15 protein-coding genes and 1 pseudogene are annotated in these 18,837 nt (G+C 58.5%); 12 read left to right on the top strand and 4 right to left on the bottom strand.

The genetic code is table 11. The features are described 5' to 3' along the window. Positions 1–136: 136 nt before the first annotated feature. Positions 137–1,326 (top strand): annotated as a pseudogene (locus ACBR42_RS13485) (IS256 family transposase). On the opposite strand, the gene ACBR42_RS13480 reads toward ACBR42_RS13485, so the two are convergent. Beyond that, entirely contained in the window at positions 1,301–2,542 is a 1,242-nt protein-coding gene (locus tag ACBR42_RS13480; RefSeq protein ID WP_371208339.1) for a tyrosine-type recombinase/integrase, read from the bottom strand. The pseudogene ACBR42_RS13485 and the gene ACBR42_RS13480 sit on opposite strands and share 26 nt — an antisense overlap. Before the next feature lie 634 nt (positions 2,543–3,176). On the opposite strand from ACBR42_RS13480, the gene ACBR42_RS13475 reads away from it, so the two are divergent. Both ACBR42_RS13475 and ACBR42_RS13470 read left to right on the top strand, forming a co-directional pair. Continuing rightward, on the top strand, positions 3,177–5,585 hold the full coding sequence (locus ACBR42_RS13475) for a recombinase (protein ID WP_371208338.1): 2,409 nt from the start codon (positions 3,177–3,179) through the stop codon (positions 5,583–5,585). Positions 5,586–5,782: 197 nt separating this feature from the next. Beyond that, complete coding sequence (locus ACBR42_RS13470; protein ID WP_371208337.1) at positions 5,783–6,568, top strand: siderophore-interacting protein; 786 nt, start codon at positions 5,783–5,785, stop codon at positions 6,566–6,568. Positions 6,569–6,665: 97 nt separating this feature from the next. Here the strand turns inward: ACBR42_RS13470 and ACBR42_RS13465 are convergent, their stop codons facing one another. Further along, a complete protein-coding gene (locus ACBR42_RS13465; RefSeq protein ID WP_371208336.1) occupies positions 6,666–7,559 on the bottom strand; it encodes a LysR substrate-binding domain-containing protein in 894 nt (297 codons plus the stop codon). Between the two features lie 92 nt (positions 7,560–7,651). Between ACBR42_RS13465 and ACBR42_RS13460 the strand changes: the two genes are divergently transcribed. From ACBR42_RS13460 to ACBR42_RS13440, 5 genes are all read left to right on the top strand, one after another. After that, complete coding sequence (locus ACBR42_RS13460) at positions 7,652–9,160, top strand: UbiD family decarboxylase (protein ID WP_371208335.1); 1,509 nt, start codon at positions 7,652–7,654, stop codon at positions 9,158–9,160. Positions 9,161–9,259: 99 nt separating this feature from the next. Further along, entirely contained in the window at positions 9,260–9,850 is a 591-nt protein-coding gene (locus ACBR42_RS13455; RefSeq protein WP_371208334.1) for a UbiX family flavin prenyltransferase, read from the top strand. A gap of 10 nt (positions 9,851–9,860) precedes the next feature. Continuing rightward, entirely contained in the window at positions 9,861–10,580 is a 720-nt protein-coding gene (locus ACBR42_RS13450; protein ID WP_371208333.1) for a DUF554 domain-containing protein, read from the top strand. Beyond that, a complete protein-coding gene (locus ACBR42_RS13445) occupies positions 10,577–11,005 on the top strand; it encodes a pyridoxamine 5'-phosphate oxidase family protein (RefSeq protein ID WP_371208332.1) in 429 nt (142 codons plus the stop codon). The genes ACBR42_RS13450 and ACBR42_RS13445 overlap by 4 nt, the downstream gene beginning before the upstream one ends. A gap of 127 nt (positions 11,006–11,132) precedes the next feature. Beyond that, the gene (locus ACBR42_RS13440; RefSeq protein WP_371208331.1) at positions 11,133–12,935 is read left to right on the top strand and encodes a tannase/feruloyl esterase family alpha/beta hydrolase; all 1,803 of its coding nucleotides are present in this window, start codon (positions 11,133–11,135) and stop codon (positions 12,933–12,935) included. A gap of 64 nt (positions 12,936–12,999) precedes the next feature. Here the strand turns inward: ACBR42_RS13440 and ACBR42_RS13435 are convergent, their stop codons facing one another. Further along, on the bottom strand, positions 13,000–13,374 hold the full coding sequence (locus ACBR42_RS13435) for a VOC family protein (RefSeq protein ID WP_371208330.1): 375 nt from the start codon (positions 13,372–13,374) through the stop codon (positions 13,000–13,002). Between the two features lie 669 nt (positions 13,375–14,043). On the opposite strand from ACBR42_RS13435, the gene ACBR42_RS13430 reads away from it, so the two are divergent. The 3 genes from ACBR42_RS13430 to ACBR42_RS13420 all read left to right on the top strand — a co-directional run bounded on the left by ACBR42_RS13430 (position 14,044) and on the right by ACBR42_RS13420 (position 16,473). Beyond that, positions 14,044–14,685, top strand: coding sequence for a TetR family transcriptional regulator (locus tag ACBR42_RS13430; RefSeq protein ID WP_371208329.1), 642 nt, complete (start codon positions 14,044–14,046; stop codon positions 14,683–14,685). 208 nt (positions 14,686–14,893) lie between these two features. Then, the gene (locus ACBR42_RS13425; protein WP_371208328.1) at positions 14,894–15,577 is read left to right on the top strand and encodes an O-methyltransferase; all 684 of its coding nucleotides are present in this window, start codon (positions 14,894–14,896) and stop codon (positions 15,575–15,577) included. 32 nt (positions 15,578–15,609) lie between these two features. After that, the gene (locus ACBR42_RS13420; RefSeq protein ID WP_371208327.1) at positions 15,610–16,473 is read left to right on the top strand and encodes an SDR family oxidoreductase; all 864 of its coding nucleotides are present in this window, start codon (positions 15,610–15,612) and stop codon (positions 16,471–16,473) included. Between the two features lie 189 nt (positions 16,474–16,662). Here ACBR42_RS13420 and ACBR42_RS13415 read toward each other — a convergent pair whose 3' ends face one another. Next, positions 16,663–17,577, bottom strand: a complete 915-nt coding sequence (locus ACBR42_RS13415; protein ID WP_371208326.1) for an SDR family oxidoreductase — start codon at positions 17,575–17,577, stop codon at positions 16,663–16,665. A 220-nt stretch (positions 17,578–17,797) separates the two neighbouring features. Here ACBR42_RS13415 and ACBR42_RS13410 point away from each other — a divergent pair, with 220 nt between their 5' ends. Then, positions 17,798–18,694 (top strand): AraC family transcriptional regulator N-terminal domain-containing protein, encoded by an 897-nt coding sequence (locus ACBR42_RS13410; RefSeq protein WP_371208325.1) that lies wholly within the window; start codon positions 17,798–17,800, stop codon positions 18,692–18,694. Positions 18,695–18,837 lie beyond the last annotated feature (143 nt).

Raw genomic sequence — 18,837 nt, 5'->3', positions numbered from 1 at the left:
TGAGGCTGGGCGGCCTCTTTGCGGCAAATGTGGGCCGTGTCCCGAGGCGTGGTGTAGGAGCGAGTTTGGCCGTTGAGGCGGCCACCGCCGGTCTTTGATAGGGTTCGGGTATGAACTGAACCTGAAGGACCAGACGATGACCGATGAAAAGATGGCGCTACTGGAGCTTGTAGAGCAAGCATCAGACGGCGATTTTGTGCGTGAGATGCTTACTTTTGCGGCTGAACGTATGATGGAGATGGAAGTTGAGGCCCGGATCGGGGCGCCATTGGGCGCACGTTCGGCCAGCCGTTCGACGCAACGCAACGGCTACCGCGCCCGAAACTGGGACACCCGGGCGGGCACTGTGGCACTTGCGATCCCGAAACTGCGCAGGGGCAGTTACTTCCCGACCTTCCTTGAGCCCCGGAAAACGGCGGAAAAGGCGCTTCTGGCTATGATCCAGGAAGCCTATGTGCAAGGGATTTCCACGCGATTGGTCGATGATCTCGTCCGCGCCATGGGCGCTGGAGGCGTCTCCAAAAGCCAGGTCAGCCGGCTGGTCGGCGAGATCGACGAACGGGTCAACTCCTTCCTGTCGCGCCCGCTTGAGGGCGAATGGCCGTATCTATGGATCGACGCCACGTATCTGAAAGTCCGACAGGGCGGCCGGATCGTCTTGATTGCTGTGATAATCGCTGTGGGCGTGAACACGGACGGCCGTCGTGAGGTTCTGGGTGTCGCCACCGGCGCGTCCGAAGCGGAAGCGTTCTGGACCGATTTTCTGCGCTCCCTGGCCGATCGCGGTCTGCGCGGCGTGAAGCTGGTGGTCGCCGATGCTCATGCCGGGCTACGTGGCGCTGCCGGTCGCGTGTTCAATGCGACCCTGCAACGCTGCCGGGTGCACTGGATGCGTAACGCGCTTGCCCATGCCCACGCGAAACAGCGTCCTGGCATCACGGCCCTGCTGCGCACGATCTTCACGCAGGAAACCGCCGAAGACGCATCACGCCAGTGGCGGAACGTCACGGACAAGCTGCGCGATGGCTTCCCGAAACTGGCGGAATTCATGGAGCGGACAGAGGCCGATGTGCTGGCCTACATGGGCTTTCCCCAGGAGCATTGGACCCAGATATCATCGACGAACCCGATCGAGCGGGTGAACCGGGAGATCAAGCGTCGCTGCGACGTCATCGGAATTTTCCCCAACGATGCCGCTATCATCCGCCTCGTCGGTGCCCTCATGCTCGAGCAGAATGACGAGTGGGCCGTTTGCCGACGCTACATGACACTGGAAGGACTGGCCGCCATAATCCCACAATCAGCCTGCCCGCCGTGGCCGCCTGATACCCTCGCGCCCGTCGAGGACCGGTGCTGCTCCTACACCACGCCTCGGGACACAGCCCTTTTTTTCGTGAGCAAGAAGCGCTGCCGAGATCTTTTCCGAAACAAGATCGGTGGAGAGTTTCACGTTTTCTCTTTTCAGATGGGCATAACGCGAGGTCGTCTTGATATCGCTATGTCCCAGCATACGACCAATCATCGTCAGGTCCGCGCCCATTTCCAACGCATCGGACGCGAAGGAATGACGAAGATCATGAATCCGGACATCTTCCAGGCCTGCCTGTTTTCTTATACGGCGCCAGGGTTTCTGCAGGTCGGTCAGATATCCACCTTCTTTCCGGCCCGTAATGACATAAGGGTTTCCGTCGATCCTGGGGATGGTTTTGAGCACATCCAGTGCCGCAGTCCCAAGCTGGACGATTTTCGCACCTGTCTTGCTATCAGGTAGGCGCAGTTCGCTATGGCTCAGCCATACATGTTCCCACTTGAGTGTCTGGATTTCCCTGAGGCGGCAACCTGTCAGGGCCAGAAGGCGAATTGCCCCGACTGCCTCCGGCATGTCGGAAGCATTGTCCAGAGCCGTCCCCATACGGGCATATTCTTCCCGATTAAGAAAGCGCTCCCGTTTTTCTTCCTTATAACGCCTGACCCCATGGCAGGGATTAATGCCGTCTGTGCGAATGTTCCAGAGATCGGCGAGAGCGAACATTTTGGACAGGACACCAAGCGTGCGGTTGGCCTGATAAGGAATATGCCGCATATCACCATGAAATTCAGCGATATCTGCCCGTGATATGTCGGCCGTCCTCCATGTCCCAAATTTGGGGACGATGAAGAGATCCACGGATCGTTTATATTCGCTCCTGGTCGTCGGTTTGAGATGGACAGCCACATACTCGTCCAGAAAGCGTTTGCTGAACGCCCTGACGGTCATGGCCCTGCGTTCTTCAGTGCGAATATCGGCAGGATTTCCCCCTTTATGAACCTGCGCAAGAATCCTGATGGCTTCCTCACGTGCAAGGTCGGCCGTCCACGGGCTGCCGTGTTGTCCGATTGTGTAACGGCGCATCCGTCCGCCAGAACGGTAGTGAATGACGTAGACCTTTCGACCCGATGGCCATACCCGGATTGCGAAGGCCGGAATACCATCGTCCCAGAGGAAATAGTCCTTCGTCGTGGGGTCGGCTGCTGCAACAATTTTTTTGGTCAGCTTAGGCATGCTTGCCTCCATCGCAGGAAACACATAGGAAACAGATGAATGCGTAACCCGGCGTAGCCGGAACAAGAACTGCGTAGCCCGTAGTGGCTGTTTTTCAATGAAAATAAGAGGTTCTGCGCGGCTGGGCGTAGTTCTGTCGGCTGGGGCGTAGAGCGGCGTAGGGCGAAATCCCTAACTCATAACCTGAAGGCCGCAGGTTCAAATCCTGCCCCCGCAACCATGAATAAGTCCCTGATCGGATACGATAAACCCGCCCTCAACAGGCGGGTTTTTTGTTGTCTGAAATGCACCGCAGGATGCACATAGGATGCAAATGGGAGTGAAAGCGCAGCGTAGGTTCGCTTGGTTTCACGTGTGCGTGAGTATTTTTACAGACCTTCCTGGTGGCGATGACATTGCCGCTCGGGGTTTCGAAGTGACCGACATGATTCTCCTGGTAGGCCGTCCAAGCAGGAACCAAAAAAATCAGATCGCATATCAAGGAAAACTGCGGGTGACGGCACTCAGAAAAGTGTGGCCTGCTATTTTGTTTGCGCAAGACACAATATCTGGTGTCACGATGTCGCCTAAGACACAATATGAGCGACTATGGTGCTGGAGATGGGCCATACTCCCCGCAGAATGGAGCCGGTGCATGGATGGAGAATTTTCGCTGTTTACGGGTGGGCAGGGCGGCCGCGAAGCTGTTCGCAACCCGTTTGAAGAAGCATTCGGAACCCGTCCGGTCCCCACACGCCCACTGGATCGCGGTATGGGAGAGGCGGTCGGTCGCCGGACCGTGTTCCGGCCTTCCGACCGCGAAGATTTTGGGCGCGTGGCTGATCGTGTGGCCGCAGGCAATGCCGGGCTGCTGGCTACGGTCGGTGATGCGGAGATCATGCAGCTTCGTAACGCCATCGCCACAGGGGCGCTGCTCACATCGGGCCGCCATCTGCAGCATGGCGACAGCATGCAGCCGGATCGCAACATGGAGATGTTCACCAACTGCGCCACGGCCATCTGCTCCTTTGCGAAATTCTATCTGCTGCTCAACGGCTCTGGCGTCGGGCGGGCCTATGACGACGAACTCTGCGTGGTGGACTGGGGGCAGGCCCCGGATCTGAAATTCGTCCTGTCGCCTGATCATCCGGACTACCCGCATGATCGCGCCAGCCTGTTGCGTTTTGGCCTCGAGATGCAGATCCTGCCCTGGGGCACGGCGCTGGAAGCCTTCGATGCGGAGATGGAGGCACAGGTCCGTGCCTTTCTGGAAAGAACTGTGCTCGCCCGTGCTCCCGAAGGCGATGATCTCATCCATATGATTGAGGACAGCCGTGAAGGCTGGGGCAAGGCGGTCGAGACCATTGAGGCGATGGCCTTCCGTGGCGAACGTGACCGCTCACTGGTGCTGGATTTCAGCGCCATTCGCTGCGCGGGCAGTCCAATTGCAGGCATGCAGGGGCGGCCAGCTTCGGGACCGGTCTCGTTGCTGCGCGGGCTGCTCAATGTGCGTGAGCATGTGATCGAGGCCGCCCGTGCAGACGACATGCCACTATGGCAACAGGCGCTGCGGGTGGATCATTATCTGTCCGTCGAGGTGCAGGTTGGGGGCGCCCGTCGGGCCGCACGCATGGCGACCAAATCATGGCGGGATGCGGATGTGTTGCGCTTCATCCGCGCCAAGGAAGAAGGCGGGCTATGGACCGCTAATCACTCCGTCATGGTGGACGCCGAATTCTGGGATTACGTGAACGACCCGGCAAAGACCGGCTCGTTGGCCGACCATGCCCGCACGGTGTTTGCCGAGGCCACGCGGTGCGCGTGGATCAATGGCGAGCCTGACTTTATCAACGGTGACCGGCTGGAAGATAATCGAACCGGCAGCGCACGGCTCAAACAGGTGCATGCGGATGGGCGGGATTTCCGCTCGCATCGTTATCAGGCCACCGAGGGGGCGGCCCTGCTGGCGGATCTGGCGCAGCGGGCCGCCTCGGCACATTTCCCGGTCACGACCAACCCGTGTGGCGAGATCACGCTGCACGTCACGGGTGGTTATTGTGTGATTGGTGATTTCGCTCCGCTGCTGGCCTGCCCCGTGGCGCCGGAGGATGTGACGCCCGGTCAGGTGCCGGCTGAGACGGCGGCAGTATGGGATGCCCGCGTGCGGGACTCCGTGCGGCTGGGCGTACGTTTCCTGCTGCGTGCCAACCGCATGGACGCGCTATATGGTGAGGAAGTGCGGCGGACCAACCGTATCGGCATCGGCCCGACCGGCCTGCATGAGTGGGCATGGGTGCGCTTTGGTCTCGACTTCCGTGACCTGCTGGATGAGGAACGCGCTGCTCCTTTCTGGAACGCGGTGCGGGAACTCTCCACTATCGCCAAAAGCGAGGCGGATGCCTATGCGTACGAGACCGGCACCGCCCGACCGGTTACGGTCACAACCGTCAAGCCCGCGGGCACCACATCCAAGCTGTTCGGTCTGACCGAAGGAGCGCATCTGCCCGCACGGCGGCAGTATCTTCGCTGGGTGCAGTTCAAGGGCGTGCGACGCGAGGACGGCACATGGGAGGCAGGGACCGACCCGTTGCTGCCCACCTATGAGCGCAAGGGCTATCCCGTGCGTTCGCTGCGCAGTTTTCCCGGCATGAGCATTGTGGGCTTTCCGACCGTGCCGCTTATCCAGCGTCTCGGCATGGGCGAGCGTGTGGTGACAGCGCCCGAAGCCTCGCCGGAGGAGCAGTATCGCTGGCTGGAACTGCTGGAGAAATACTGGATCGGGGCGGAGCAGGGCAATCAGGTGTCCTACACGCTCAAGGTCTATACCGACCGGCATAGTCTGGACAGTTTCCGCGCCATGGTGGCTGCCAACCAGCCGCATGTGCGCTGCTGCGCCGTGCTGCCGAGCCGCCCGGATTCCGGTCTTGGTTATGAATACCTGCCGGAAGAGGAAGTGTCGGCAGGCAAATTCGCTGCCATCACCGCCATGATTCAGGATGACGAGGTGCGCGAAGTGGTGGACTGGGCGCATCTTCAATGCGCCAGTGGCGTCTGTCCGATCTGAGGAGGATACTGAGAAACCCGTTGACAGACTCTGCCTCCGGAGGCTTTGATCATGACAGCTAGTGCGGTCTTCGCTGATCGTACTTTCGTATGCGTTAACGTGAAACAACGCACAGAAACTGACAGCAGAATGCTGGCAGCCTGTGCGTCTGTGTATCCACAGTCACCGGTCTGTCGGCACGACAAGGATACACAATCATGAAACTCTTCCAGTCCTTTTTAAATCGGGGTGATGGCCCCGAGATCCGGCGCGTAAGGCATGAACTTGTCAGACGCAGTCTTGAGGTCCGTGCCGTTGAGCGCCTGACTCCGCACATGATCCGCATCACGCTGGGCGGACCCGAACTGGCCGGTTTCACCAGTCCAGCGCCGGATGACCACATCAAGGTCTTCATCCCAGGTCTGGATGGTTCACCAACCCGCCGTGATTACACGCCGCGTCGCTATGACCCGCAGAACGGTACGCTGCTTCTGGATTTCGTCAATCATCATGGTGGACCAGCGGCTGCGTGGGCGAGGGCCGCCAGACCGGGAGATCGGCTGGAAATCGGCGGTCCACGTGGATCGCAGATCATTGCCGGACCGATTGACCAGTGGCTTCTGATTGGCGATGAAACGGCGTTACCCGCGATCGGGCGTCGCGTGGAGGAACTGCCAGCCGACACGCCTGTCACAACGCTCGTGGCTGTGCCGGGACCAGAAGATGAGCAGGTCTTCGCCACGGTCGCGCGCCATGCTGCCCGCTGGGTTCACCGTTCCATGGATCAGGCGGATGAAGCCACGGGCATTCTTGCTGTTCTGAAAAATCTGGAGATCCCTGACCGTACTTTTGTCTGGGTCGGCGCTGAGGCCCGCGTGGCGAAGGCCGTGCGTCAGTATCTTCTGGATGAGCGCAAGGTTCCGGCCCAATGGGTCAAGGCATCCGGCTACTGGGTGAAGGGACAGGCCGATGCTTCCGTCAGGGATGTCGGAGATGTGCGCTGAACGAGATGAAGATGACTGGTTATTTATGCTTTTCAGTAATGAGGTGATTCGAGTGACCTAATTTAGCGATGTCCGGTTCACAGATTATGGAGGCATTTCAGGAAAGCTCAATGAACTTCTGTAATGCTGGCGAGATCTGCTCTCTGTTCCACAATAGAAACAGGGTTGATTCTGCGTCAGGTTCACTCAGGGGGAGGGCGCTCAGACCGGCAGGGAGAAGTGCTGTCACACTCTCGGCAACGATTGACAGGCCAAAACCTGCGTGAACCATTCCGAAAATGCTGCCGATATTGGTAACTTTCCATGATGGCTCAAGGGAGAGGCCGTTTTTTTCGGCTATCTGTTGCACAATACGTGCGATGCCGACTTCGTCCGGATCCTGAAAACCAATCAGGGGAGTGGCATGGATTGCCCGTATGGAAAGGTCGGTTCGGGATGCAAGGGGATGGTTTTCCGGAAGTAGAACAAATAGCTTTTCCGTTATGTACCGTCGTGTGCTGCAGATGGAAGGAACAGTTTCAAGATCTCGTACCAGAGCAACATCGATGTCCTTTTTTGTGACAGCACTGACAAGATCCGAGATGGATTTTTCAGCCAACGTGATCTGCACCTCAGGGAAGTGCTGTTTCATTCTCTGTAGATGGTTGGGGAAAATCCGCCCCGCCAGAGCCGATCCGACATGACCCAGAACAAGCTGGCCCATCTCACCACGGGCAATGCTTCGCACCCCGTCGATCAGGTTGTGATGGCTCTTTAGGAGGTGCTGTGCCGCCTCCCGGCAGGCATGGCCAGCACTGGTCAGGTCAATGCCCCGCTTGCGACGATGGAACAGCTGGGCACCAAGAGCCTCTTCCAGAGCCTTGATCTGCTGGCTGAGCGCGGGCTGTGCGATGTCGAGCTTTTCAGCCGCACGAGCGACGTGGAGGGTTTCGCACACAGTGAGAAAGACAGCCAGCCGGCGTAGAGAAACAGACGTTAGATGTTCATCCATAATATTTAACTTATTAATAATGCCGCATGGTGAATATGGAACATATTATGGTGGCCGGATAGCCTTCCTTTTGCGACAGGAAGGACAATGTCATGGACAGGACGGATCACACAGCCAACCCATCGGTCATCGACCTACGCTCCGCTCTGGTTAGACTTGAGCAGTCTCCAGATGAACTGATTTCAACAGACCATGAGATCGACCCCCGCTCCGAACTGGCGGGTGTTTATAAACGTGTCGGGGCTGGGGGTACCGTCATGCGTCCGACCAGAACCGGTCCGGCGATGATGTTCGAGAATGTGAAAGGCTACCCCGGTGCACGCGTACTGGTTGGCCTTATGGCAAAACGCGAGCGCGTGGCCTTACTGCTTGACAGCAGACCCGAAGAGCTTGGGCGGCGGATGGGCGAGGCGGTCCTTAACGGGATTGCTCCGGTCGTCCTCAAGGGGCAGTCCGCTCCGTGTCAGGAACAGATCTTTCGGGCTGATGACCCGCACTTTGACCTGCGTAATCTTCTCCCGGCCCCAACCAATACGGAAGAGGATGCTGGCCCGTATTTCTGCCTCGGCCTGCTACTGGGTAGCGATCCGGATAACGGCCATACAGACGTGACTATTCATCGTCTGTGCGTGCAAGGGCGCGATGAACTCTCGGTCTTTTTCGCGCCCGGACGCCATATTGATGCCTTCCGTGCCAAGGCGGAAGAGCGAGGCGAAGCGCTGCCTATCACCATCAATATGGGACTGGATCCTGCCATCCCGATCGGCGCATGTTTTGAGGCTCCTACCACACCGCTGGGGTTTGATGAACTGACCGTAGCTGGCGGACTGCGTGGTAGAGCGGTTGAACTCGTAGATGCTGTGACGGTGAAAGAACGTTCCATCGCCCGGGCCGAAATCGTGATTGAAGGCGAGATCCTGCCGGGACGGCGGATACAGGAGGACGTCAATACCAATACCGGACATGCGATGCCAGAATTTCCCGGTTATAACGGTCCTGCCAATCCGTCCTTGCCGGTGATCAAGGTCACGGCGGTGACCATGCGGAAGAACGCTATTTTGCAGACATTGGTCGGGCCGGGTGAAGAGCATGTGAATCTGGCAGGCATTCCAACGGAAGCCAGTATTTTCAACGCTTGTGACAAGGCGCTGCCGGGGTTTGTAAAAAACGTTTATGCGCATAGCGCGGGTGGAGGAAAGCTGCTGGCGATCCTTCAGGTCTGCCAGCGTAGTGCGGGCGATGCGGGTAAGGCGCGTCAGGCCGCGCTGATTGCGCTGGCAGTTTATCGCGAACTCAAGAACATCATCATCGTGGATGATGATGTCGATCTGTTTGACAGTAACGATGTGCTCTGGGCCATGCAGACCCGGTATCAGGGCAATGTGGATACCATGTTTCTGCCCGGGGTGACGGGCCATGTGCTCGATCCCTCGCAGGTGCCGGAGTACGATCCCTCAATCCCTGCAAAAGGCGTGTCGTGTAAGACGATCTTTGACTGCACCTATCCGTGGAAACTGAGAGAGCATTTTGTGCGTGCGCAGTTCCGAGAAGTCGATCCGCATCCGTTCGCACCTTCGATCTTTCCCAAAGCGGGCATGTAATGCCGCAGGAACCTGTCTGCCGATCCGTCATCCCGCGCAGGCAGACAGGCTCTGTACTTCTGCCGTCATCAGGAAACATCTTCAGAACGGGAGCTTTCAATGACCCGAAAACGGATTGTCGTCGGTATTACGGGGGCATCGGGCTTCCAGTATGGGGTTGATGTCCTGAGCCTGCTGCGGGACGCGGATATCGAGAGCCATCTGGTCATGTCCCGTGGCGCGCAATTGACGCGTGAGCATGAAACAGGTCTGTCGGCTGAGGACGTGTATGCCCTTGCCACCTATATCCACTCACCAGGTGCGCTGGGCGCGCCCATTTCAAGCGGGTCCTTCCGCACCGAAGGCATGATTATTGCTCCGTGCTCCATGCACACGCTTGGTGCAATTGCATCGGGGGTGACGGATAATCTTGTCACGCGCGCGGCCGATGTCGCGCTCAAGGAGCGGCGGCGTCTAGTGCTGATGACGCGTGAGGCGCCGCTTCATCTGGGTCATTTGCGCAACATGCAGGCCGTGACCGAATATGGCGGTATCATTTTTCCGCCGGTGCCTGCCATTTACGCGGCGCCGCGCACAAGTGCCGATATCATCCGCCATAGTGCCGCGCGCGCCCTGTCCCTGCTGGGTGTGGAAGTCCCTGACATGCCCCGCTGGGGCGAAACACTGTCTGCCGTCTCAGCAGAAAAATAGGGAAACGGTCATGCTGATCGGCTCATATACAGATGCAGGCGTGGTGCTGACGGGCGGCATCCTCGGCGCGGCCCTGAGTGGGCATATTCCACAACGCCTGAAAGATGGTCTGCCTATGATGTTTGGTCTGGCATCCATGGGAATGGGTGTTTCGCTGATTGTCCACGGCCATGCCGTTGCCGTGATGGTCTTATCCCTGCTGCTTGGTGTCATCATAGGGGAAAGTTGCGCTTTGGAGACTCATCTGGGCGCGGTTTCCACATGGGGGAACCGGTTACTGGGACGCTTTGTGCCTATGCCTGCAGATCTGACGCCAGAGGTATTTCTTGAACGCTTCGTTGCCCTTACCGTTCTCTTCTGCGCAAGCGGAACTGGCATATTCGGTACCATTCACGAAGGTATGACGGGAGATCCCTCCATCCTGCTGGCCAAATCTGTTCTGGACTTCCTGACCGCCGCCATTTTTGCAACAACGCTGGGCTTTGCCGTTGCGGCCATATGCATTCCTCAACTGGCAGTTCTGCTGGCCCTTGCGACAGGTGCGACTTACCTTGCCCCGCTGACAACCCAGTTGATGAACGACAATTTTGCAGCCGTAGGGGGTGTGCTGATGCTGGCAACCGGCTTCCGGATATGCGGCATTGTCAAATTCCCGGTTGGTAATATGCTGCCCGCACTGGTGCTGGCCATGCCCATGACCACCATATGGCTAAGGTTTGTCGGACCATGACCATATTTACCCCCCGGATTGATGCCCTGATAGCAGAATTCCATGTCATGTCTCTGGCGGTTTGCGCCGGGCATCAGCACTGGGCAGCGCCTATATTCTATGTTTTTGACCCACTACGTGCACGCCTGCTGTTTGTGACAGACCCTTCGACCCGCCACGGCATTCTGCTGGGGCAGGCAGGGCGAGGGGTAGCAACAGTCAGTGGTCAGGACAGCTCCATTCCTCTCCTGCGAGGATTGCAGATGGAGGGGGCTGTGCGGAGGCTGGGCATTGAGGACCGGGAACTGGCAGCAAATCTTTATATGGCCCGGTTTTCTATTCCAGCCCATCTTCAGCCTGTCTACTGGGCGTTTACGCCGCTTTACATCAAGGCGACCGATAACAGGAACGGGTTTGGCTACAAGGAAGAATGGAGGGCGGAGTAACGGGTTGCCAAGTGTTCTGAATAGTTGGCTTTATTACAAATCCATACATTCTGTTCGACGCGCCATCGCGTGAATCCGGTTAATGAACCGCATCGAACGATTGACTGAACGGGGCATCTTACCTGCGATGAAAAGAATACTTCTAAAGCTGACCGCCTTTTTGTGGATTGTGGGACCGGCAATCAGCCTCCTCTCTGTGCTCTCGAACCCGGCGCGGGCCTCGGATATCGCCAGCCTGTCGGAGGTAAAGCCCGTTACCTCCTGTGAGGCGCTAGGCAATGTCGATCTTGCGCCCGCCGTGGGCGCTGCCGTTCACGGCCAGAAAGCGGCTGTGCTGGACACTCCAAAGGGTAAATTCTGCAAGGTCACGGGGCAGATCGCGCCTGCGATTTCCTTTGAAGTCGATCTGCCCATGGAGCACTGGACCCAGCGCTTTCTGCTCGGCGGTTGCGGTGGCCTGTGCGGAATGACGCAAGTGGGCGTCAGCAACGCGGGAGCATGTGTTCCGGCGCTAAATGGCGAATTCGTCATGGCGGGCGATGATATGGGCCATACTGGCTCCATGATGGGGCTGGCGCAGGGCGAATTCGGTAAAGACCCGCAAAAACGCATCGATTTCGCCTATCGCGCCAACCATGTCACCGCTCTGGCGGCCAAGGCCCTGACGGCGGCCTTCTACGGCCAGGCCCCGAAATATTCCTACTTTGTAGGATGTTCCGATGGCGGGCGTGAAGCCCTGATGGAGGCGCAGCGCTACCCCGAGGATTTTGACGGGATTTCCGCAGGGGCTCCGGCCGCACTGTTTACCGTGCAGAACTCCTTTTACCATGCGTGGAACGTGCGCGGGAACCAGCGTGCCGATGGCACCAATATCCTGCTGCAAAACCGTGTGGGGGTGCTGCATGACGCCGTTATCCGTCACTGCGATACGCTTTCGGGTGTAAAGGACGGCATTCTGGAAGAACCTCGCGCCTGCCATTTCGATCCCGTGTGGGTACAGTGCGCGGCAGGCCAGAGTGACACATCGGACTGCCTGACAGCGGAAGAAACGCAGGCGGCGCTACGGCTTTACAAGGGGGCCACAGATGCGGCGGGGCGCCCATACATCATCGGTGGTCCACTGCCGGGTTCAGAACTGCAATGGGCGCTGCCTGCCACAGCACGCGGAGAGTCCATGAGCCAGGGTATTGCCGCTTCCGCCATTGCCTATGTCATTCCGCTGCAGGTGGATGAAAAAGCGGCTGACCTGACCCGCTTTCATTTTGATGACGCGTCCTTCGCCACCATGACCAAGCTGGCACCACTGTATAATGCCGAGAACACAAACCTCCGTACGTTCCACCAGCACGGTGGCCGCTTGATCCTGTGGCACGGGTTGGCGGACCAGTCGATCTCGCCCCTGAACACCATCGCGTATTATCAGGGTGTGCAGCGGGAAATGGGTGTGGAGCAGACTGACAGTTTCCTGAAATTCTATCTGCTGCCCGGTGTGGGACATTGTGGAAACGGTGAGGGCTTCCCGCAGGTCGATTTTCTGTCCCCGCTCATGGCTTGGACGGAATCTGGCATTGCGCCCAACGCTATTCGTACGGAAAAGACAGCCCAAGGTGATGGGCCGATGGGACCGCCGCCCGGAGGGCACGGCAAGCCGCCGGCTGGTGGCCAGATCCACATGGCCCCCATGCCCAGCCAGCCTTACGCCCGGCCGGATGCGGTAGCGATCGCCAGCCGCCCGGTTTATCCCTACCCCTACATTGCGCAGTATGTCGGGGCAGGGGATGTGAATGATGCAGGGAATTACCGCCCCGTAAAGTCACCCGTCTTCCTGCCCATGACGTTTGCAAGCCATGCCTCGTTGCTGATCGGTCCGGATAATCAGAAGCAGTATGGCGTCCGGGACGGAAAGCTTGCCGTAGAAGACACGAAGTAACCGGAACAGTTTGCCACCTGGCGTCAGATGCCGGGTGGCGTGAGGCAGGCGACAGGCGCGATAGTCACGCCGGTTCCTGTGCACTGACCTCAATCAGCAGGTCGTCACCTGCGGGGTGATAGAACAGGGTCCAGCGGTCACGCCCACGCGTCATGACTTCCACCGGTCCTGGCAGATAGCCGTCAGCGCACAGGCTGGCATGTCGGGTGCGCACCTCCTGCGGATCATCGAGAATGAACCCGATATGGAAATTGCGCGGGTAGGGCTGGGGCATTTTGCTCATGTCCATCAGGACCAGCGTCATGCCATCCGTGCCCGTAAGCTGGGCAAAAGCGTGCTGTCCGCGTGTTTCTTCAAGAACAAACCCGAAGTGTTTTTCGAGCAGGGAAGACAGTGCCAGCACGTTGCTGGTGCAGAGGTTGATATGGTTCAGCTTCATCCGAAAAGCCCTGTATCATGCGTTGCAGGCGGACCTGTGAACGGGTGATCCATCCTGTTCCCCTTGAGGACAGGACGCGCGACAGCCGTCACATCATGGCGTCTGAACCATGTGATCCGGCCGCGGGATCTGCTCTGGCAGGAGAGCATGATCAGAACCATGTTCAGGGCGTCGGGCTTACCAAACCGACATACGTCTTTTTCGGCGCTCTCTTTCTGCCAGACTGCGTTCTGGCCGTAAAGCCGGAGGCTGGAGCAAAGACGTGGGCCACTTTCAGGCTTGTATGTGTGCCTTGGCTGGAAACCGGTATAATATCTTTTGGAAAGTTGGAGATCACAGGTGGCGCTGGACCGCCATATGGAAAGCACGCACCTGATGACATGTGAGCAAGGCTCGGGCGGTTCTCCTGTCTCCCTGCCTGTCGCGGCCATTACGCTCTCGCCAGCGTTTGACACACGTCCGGTCAAGGACGGGTCTTGCCCAGATCAACCAGTTGTGTGGGAGTATGTCGGTAACGCGAGCGCCTAGTTGGGACGAGTAGAGACGCCACTGGCCGGAACCAGGCTTTCCTGCGGCCTGATGCAGGGAATTGGCCGACTGGCTCCGCTTGCGCGGGACTGGAAACACGATTAATTCGTCACATTGCTTGTTCGCGTTTTACGGAGTGGCATGACCGATCGTCCCAAGCCTCGAATTTCGGCCCGAAAACAGCCCAAGCAAACCCGCTCCGCCGGGCTTGTGGCAACCATTCTGGAAGCCGCAACACTGGTGCTGGCGGAGGAAGGTGCCACCCGCTTTACGACAGCGCGCGTTGCCGAGAAGGCAGGCGTAAGCGTTGGTTCACTGTATCAGTATTTTCCCAACAAGGCAGCGATCCTGTTCCGGCTCCAGGCCGACGAATGGCGGCGAACGACAGGAATGCTGCGCGATATCCTTGAGGATAAGCGTCATCCGCCCCTGGAGCGTTTGCGCGCGGTCACTCATGCCTTCATACGCTCCGAATGCGAAGAGGCGGCAGTTCGCGTGGCGCTGGGCGATGCGGCTCCTCTTTATCGGGATGCGCCCGAGGCCTCGGAAGCACGGGAATCCGGCGACCGGATCATGCTGCGTTTCATGCAGGAGCTTCTCCCGGACGCGCCCGACCGAACGCGTGAGCTGGCGGCTGATCTGATCACGATGACCTTCAGCGCGGTCGGCAAGGAATTTTCCGGGACTGCCCGGACAATCGCGGAAATCGATGCCTATGCGGACGCCATGGCCGACATGTTCTGCGCCTGGCTTGTGAAGATCTCGGCCGACTATACTGTTTGACCGAGAGCGGTAACTGCTCTGCCTCCCGTGTGGGAAATGCGAACCCGCTCGATGAGCCCGGCGGCGCGCTCCCAATATTTCTGATGAAAAACACTGAGTATTTCAAAGCCGTTCTGTGGGCGGCGCAATGCGAATAGTGGAAATGACGGATTCGTCGTATTTTTGTAGGGCGCACGGAAAGCGCGAAACCTAGTGCGGAGATCACCCCATGACCGCCCCCGTGACCCTCGAAAAGACCTCGACGCTGACCAGCGCGCCTGTTGCGCCTTTGCTGGATCGCCTGTTTGCTGAGGCAGACGCCGCAACAAGCCCTGCCATCTCGGAATTGCCCAGTGAGGAATTGCAGCGCCTTGCCGGAAGCCGGACCGACTATCGGAAATTCTATGGTCTCGCAAAAGACCTGTGGCTCCCTGTTTCGCGTGAGACGGGTACGCTGCTTTACATGCTGGCACGCGCCAACTGGGCGAAAGGCATTGTTGAATTTGGAACGTCCTTCGGTCTTTCCACCATCCATCTCGCCGCCGCGCTGCGCGACAATGGCGGTGGCAGGCTGATTACCACCGAGTTTGAACCCTCCAAGATTGCTCGCGCCCGACATCATCTTGAAGAAGCGGATCTGGCCGATCTTGTGGAGTTCCGCGAGGGCGACGCCCTGCAGACGCTGGCGACCGGTCTCCCCGAGAGCATCGATCTCGTACTGCTTGACGGTGCCAAGCCGCTCTACCCCGATATTCTCGATCTTCTGGAGGACAGGCTGCAGACCGGCGCGCTGATCGTCGCGGATAATGCCGATCACAGCCCTGCGTATCTGGCGCGCGTCCGCTCTCCTGCCGCCGGGTATCTCTCCGTACCGTTCGCCGGGGATGTCGAACTGTCCGTAAGGCTTGGCTGAACATAATTCCAATATCTGAAGAGGACGGAACCATGCATGTCTTCGTAACAGGGGCCACCGGCTGGATCGGTTCCGCCGTGGTTCAGGATCTGATCGGTGCCGGGCATCAGGTGACCGGCCTGGCCCGGAATGATGAAAAGGCGGCTCGGCTGGCCGCGTCCGGTGCGACGGTCTTACGCGCCACGCTCGATGATCTGGACGCGCTGAAAAACGCCGCCTCAACAGCAGATGCGGTCATTCACACGGCGTTCAACCATGATTTCTCGAAATTCCCCGAAAGTGCGGCGCAGGATCAGCGTGTGATTGAGGCGTTGGGCAGTGCGCTGGAAGGATCGGAACGCCCGCTTCTCGTCACATCCGGTCTGTCGGGCCTGTCTGCCGGCGCAACGGAGGCGGACCTGCCTGATCCGGCCTCTCCGCGCAGGTCTGAGGTGGCCGCGCGGGCGCTGAAGGAACGTGGTGTCCGTGTTGCCACGGTGCGGCTCGCGCCGTCAGTACACGGCATCGGCGATCACGGGTTCATTCCGATCGTCATTCGCCTGGCGCGCGAAAAGGGGGTATCAGCCTATATCGGTGACGGCCAGAACAAATGGTCCGGCGTCTATCGACTGGACGCGGCAAAAGTCTATCGGCTTGCGCTCGAACAGGGCGTAACCGAACCCGTCTATCATGCTGTTGCCGATGAAGCCGTGCCGTTCAGGGACATTGCCAGCATCATTGGTCGTCGGCTCGGCTTGCCGGCCGAGCCGAGAGAACGGGAGCATTTTGGCTGGTTCGCCACCATGGCGGGCGGTAACATGGCGGCTTCCAGTGCGCGAACGCGTGCGCTTCTCGGCTGGAACCCGACAGGCCCTTCACTGCTCGCTGATCTCGAACAGCCTGCTTACTACGCCTGACGTCCATCAAACGGGCCGCTCATGGCCTGTACGGTGCCTCGGATACCGGCGTAATCTGGAACCGCATGATCGGTATTGACTTCAGCAACCTGTTCTACGGACTCAAATATGAAATCCCGCGATTTTGGCCGTGGACGGGGGCGTAATCGTCAACGTCTCCAGTGTGTTCGCCGATTGTGGTGGCCCTGCTTACCCGAATTGCACATGGGTAACCTGTTCGGAGATATCCCACAGGCGGGCAGCATCCTGCCGGTCGAGCGCTGCGGGGGGCATTTTGGCGGCGGTGGGATACCCCCGCGTCTCGCTCAGTTTATCGGGGCCATAATAGCAGCCCCCTTTTGCCTCCGATGACGTCGCGGCGAAAAGTGTCGGGAGTGCGCCCTGGGCGGCTGGCTGGAAGAGAAACCACAATATCCGCCGCGCAAGGCCCAATATGCTCGAAGCCCCAGCCCCGTTCGGAAGCAGATCCGTACGCGAAATGCCGGGATGGGCGGCGATGCTGGTGATCCCCCAGTTTCCCGCTTCGCTGCGACGCTGGAGTTCCAACGCAAACATCAGGCAAGCCAGCTTGGACTGGCTGTAGACCGGCATGGGCTTATAGTTACGTGTTGCCTGAAGATCATCAAACGTGATCCGACCGTCACGCGCTGCAATGCTGGAGAGTGTTACAACGCGCGGATGGTCCCCCTTGCGAAGCAGGGGCAGCAGATGCGCGGTGAGGGCGAAATGTCCAAGATAATTGGTTCCAAACTGCAGTTCGAAACCATCCGAGGTCACTTTACGTGTGGGTGGCATCATCACGCCAGCATTGTTGATAAGCACGTCGAGATGATCATGTTGGCTACGCAGACGTTCGCCAAACGCGGCAATTGACGCAAGATCAGCCAGATCAAGAGCCTCAAAGCTGATGTCTGCCTTGGGAGTGTCCCTTTTGATCCGGACGACAGCTTCTGCGCCTTTGCTCGGGTTTCGTCCGGCGAGAATTACCGTTGCTCCGGCGCGCGCGAGCGCCAGCGCATCCTCAAACCCAAGGCCGCCGGTCCCAGTCACGACGAATGAACGGCCACGTGTGTCTGGAATGTCTGATGTCGTCCATTTTCTCATATTCGGTTCCTGTAAAAGCAACAAATTCTCTTTGGGGAGTAATGGTCGATAGTCCGATGGCGCTCGCCATTGATCTCGGCAGCTGCTCGATATTTAGCTGTGCCTGTCGGGAGGACGAATGCCCGAACTGCCAAATTTCTTGCCCGATCCTGCAATGGTCTGGCTCAGGCCATGCGCAGGGTGTAGATTGGAGCCGTTGGAATTTGGGCCGGAGCAAGGCATGTCTTCATCTCTCGCCAGAGCTGTAACCTGCTATCTGGACGCGCAGGGTTGTGGCGCGAATGGGCTTTGCACGACGTCGTTCGACGGTCTGAATATCATCAGACTGAGCGAAAAGACGCCGCCGAGTGGCATGGTCTACAAACCGTCGCTCTGCATCACCCTTCAGGGTGCGAAGGCGGTGGAGTTTGGCGATGCCATTTTTGAGTATGGCGCCATGGCGTTCCTGCTGGTCAGCATCGAAATACCCGCTCTTGGCCGTGTGACAGAAGCGAGCTCTGAATGTCCCTATATCGGCATCACCCTGGATCTGGACGCAGGGATCCTGCGTGAAGTTATGGCGGAACTCGCTCAGCCGCCCGTTCCCTCGAATGATCAGGGTATCGGGGTCTTCGTCGCCGACCTATCTGAAGATCTGGCGGATTGCATCCGACGACTTGTACGACTGCTTGATAATCCTGCGGCGCCCCCGATCCTCTGGCCTGCGATCATGCGGGAAATCTGTTTCTGGCTGTTAACAGGGCCTCATGCGGGCGAGGTCTGTAAACTCGTCCTGCCCGACAGTCACATGCAACGGGTTGCAGAGGCCATTCATCTGCTGCGCGCCAACTTTACGAAGCCGGTAAGGATTGAGCATCTTGCCGCCGTTGCACGCATGAGCCTCTCGTCTTTCCATCAGCATTTCAAGACACTGACGTCTATGACACCGCTCCAGTATCAAAAACAGTTGCGTCTGCTTGAGGCGCGCCGCCTGATGGTATCAGAGGACGTCAACGTCTCGCACGCGGCGTTTGAAGTTGGTTACGAAAGCCCGTCGCAGTTCAGTCGGGACTATGTTCGCAGGTTCGGGACAGCACCCAAACGCGACGTGATGGAACTTCGGTCCTTTATCATCTGATCATGCGGCTCCGTGTGTGAGGCTCTGCCCATCGGACTATGTCAGATTTTGTGGTTCCAGCAATCGCCGATTCACCGGCCAAAGATGCCTGTCCACCGGGTGAATTTAGCAGACAGGCAGCAGAGCCTCCATGGCGGACGTCC

The sequence above is a fragment of the Komagataeibacter sp. SM21 genome (assembly GCF_041402665.1).
Taxonomy (GTDB): domain Bacteria; phylum Pseudomonadota; class Alphaproteobacteria; order Acetobacterales; family Acetobacteraceae; genus Komagataeibacter; species Komagataeibacter saccharivorans.
The sequence above is the reverse complement of the archived record's forward strand: the minus strand, read 5'-3'. Positions and strand labels throughout refer to the sequence as shown.

What these genes read in the sequence shown, in the direction of transcription:
- ACBR42_RS13470 (WP_371208337.1), top strand. Translation starts at nt 5,783, where the DNA reads ATGAAACTCTTCCAGTCCTTTTTAAATCGGGGTGATGGCCCCGAGATC.
- ACBR42_RS13430 (WP_371208329.1), top strand. Translation starts at nt 14,044, where the DNA reads ATGACCGATCGTCCCAAGCCTCGAATTTCGGCCCGAAAACAGCCCAAG.
- ACBR42_RS13410 (WP_371208325.1), top strand. Translation starts at nt 17,798, where the DNA reads ATGTCTTCATCTCTCGCCAGAGCTGTAACCTGCTATCTGGACGCGCAG.
- ACBR42_RS13415 (WP_371208326.1), bottom strand. Translation starts at nt 17,577, where the DNA reads ATGAGAAAATGGACGACATCAGACATTCCAGACACACGTGGCCGTTCA.
- ACBR42_RS13455 (WP_371208334.1), top strand. Translation starts at nt 9,260, where the DNA reads ATGACCCGAAAACGGATTGTCGTCGGTATTACGGGGGCATCGGGCTTC.
- ACBR42_RS13450 (WP_371208333.1), top strand. Translation starts at nt 9,861, where the DNA reads ATGCTGATCGGCTCATATACAGATGCAGGCGTGGTGCTGACGGGCGGC.
- ACBR42_RS13435 (WP_371208330.1), bottom strand. Translation starts at nt 13,374, where the DNA reads ATGAAGCTGAACCATATCAACCTCTGCACCAGCAACGTGCTGGCACTG.
- ACBR42_RS13475 (WP_371208338.1), top strand. Translation starts at nt 3,177, where the DNA reads ATGGATGGAGAATTTTCGCTGTTTACGGGTGGGCAGGGCGGCCGCGAA.
- ACBR42_RS13460 (WP_371208335.1), top strand. Translation starts at nt 7,652, where the DNA reads ATGGACAGGACGGATCACACAGCCAACCCATCGGTCATCGACCTACGC.
- ACBR42_RS13480 (WP_371208339.1), bottom strand. Translation starts at nt 2,542, where the DNA reads ATGCCTAAGCTGACCAAAAAAATTGTTGCAGCAGCCGACCCCACGACG.
- ACBR42_RS13445 (WP_371208332.1), top strand. Translation starts at nt 10,577, where the DNA reads ATGACCATATTTACCCCCCGGATTGATGCCCTGATAGCAGAATTCCAT.
- ACBR42_RS13440 (WP_371208331.1), top strand. Translation starts at nt 11,133, where the DNA reads ATGAAAAGAATACTTCTAAAGCTGACCGCCTTTTTGTGGATTGTGGGA.
- ACBR42_RS13465 (WP_371208336.1), bottom strand. Translation starts at nt 7,559, where the DNA reads ATGGATGAACATCTAACGTCTGTTTCTCTACGCCGGCTGGCTGTCTTT.
- ACBR42_RS13420 (WP_371208327.1), top strand. Translation starts at nt 15,610, where the DNA reads ATGCATGTCTTCGTAACAGGGGCCACCGGCTGGATCGGTTCCGCCGTG.
- ACBR42_RS13425 (WP_371208328.1), top strand. Translation starts at nt 14,894, where the DNA reads ATGACCGCCCCCGTGACCCTCGAAAAGACCTCGACGCTGACCAGCGCG.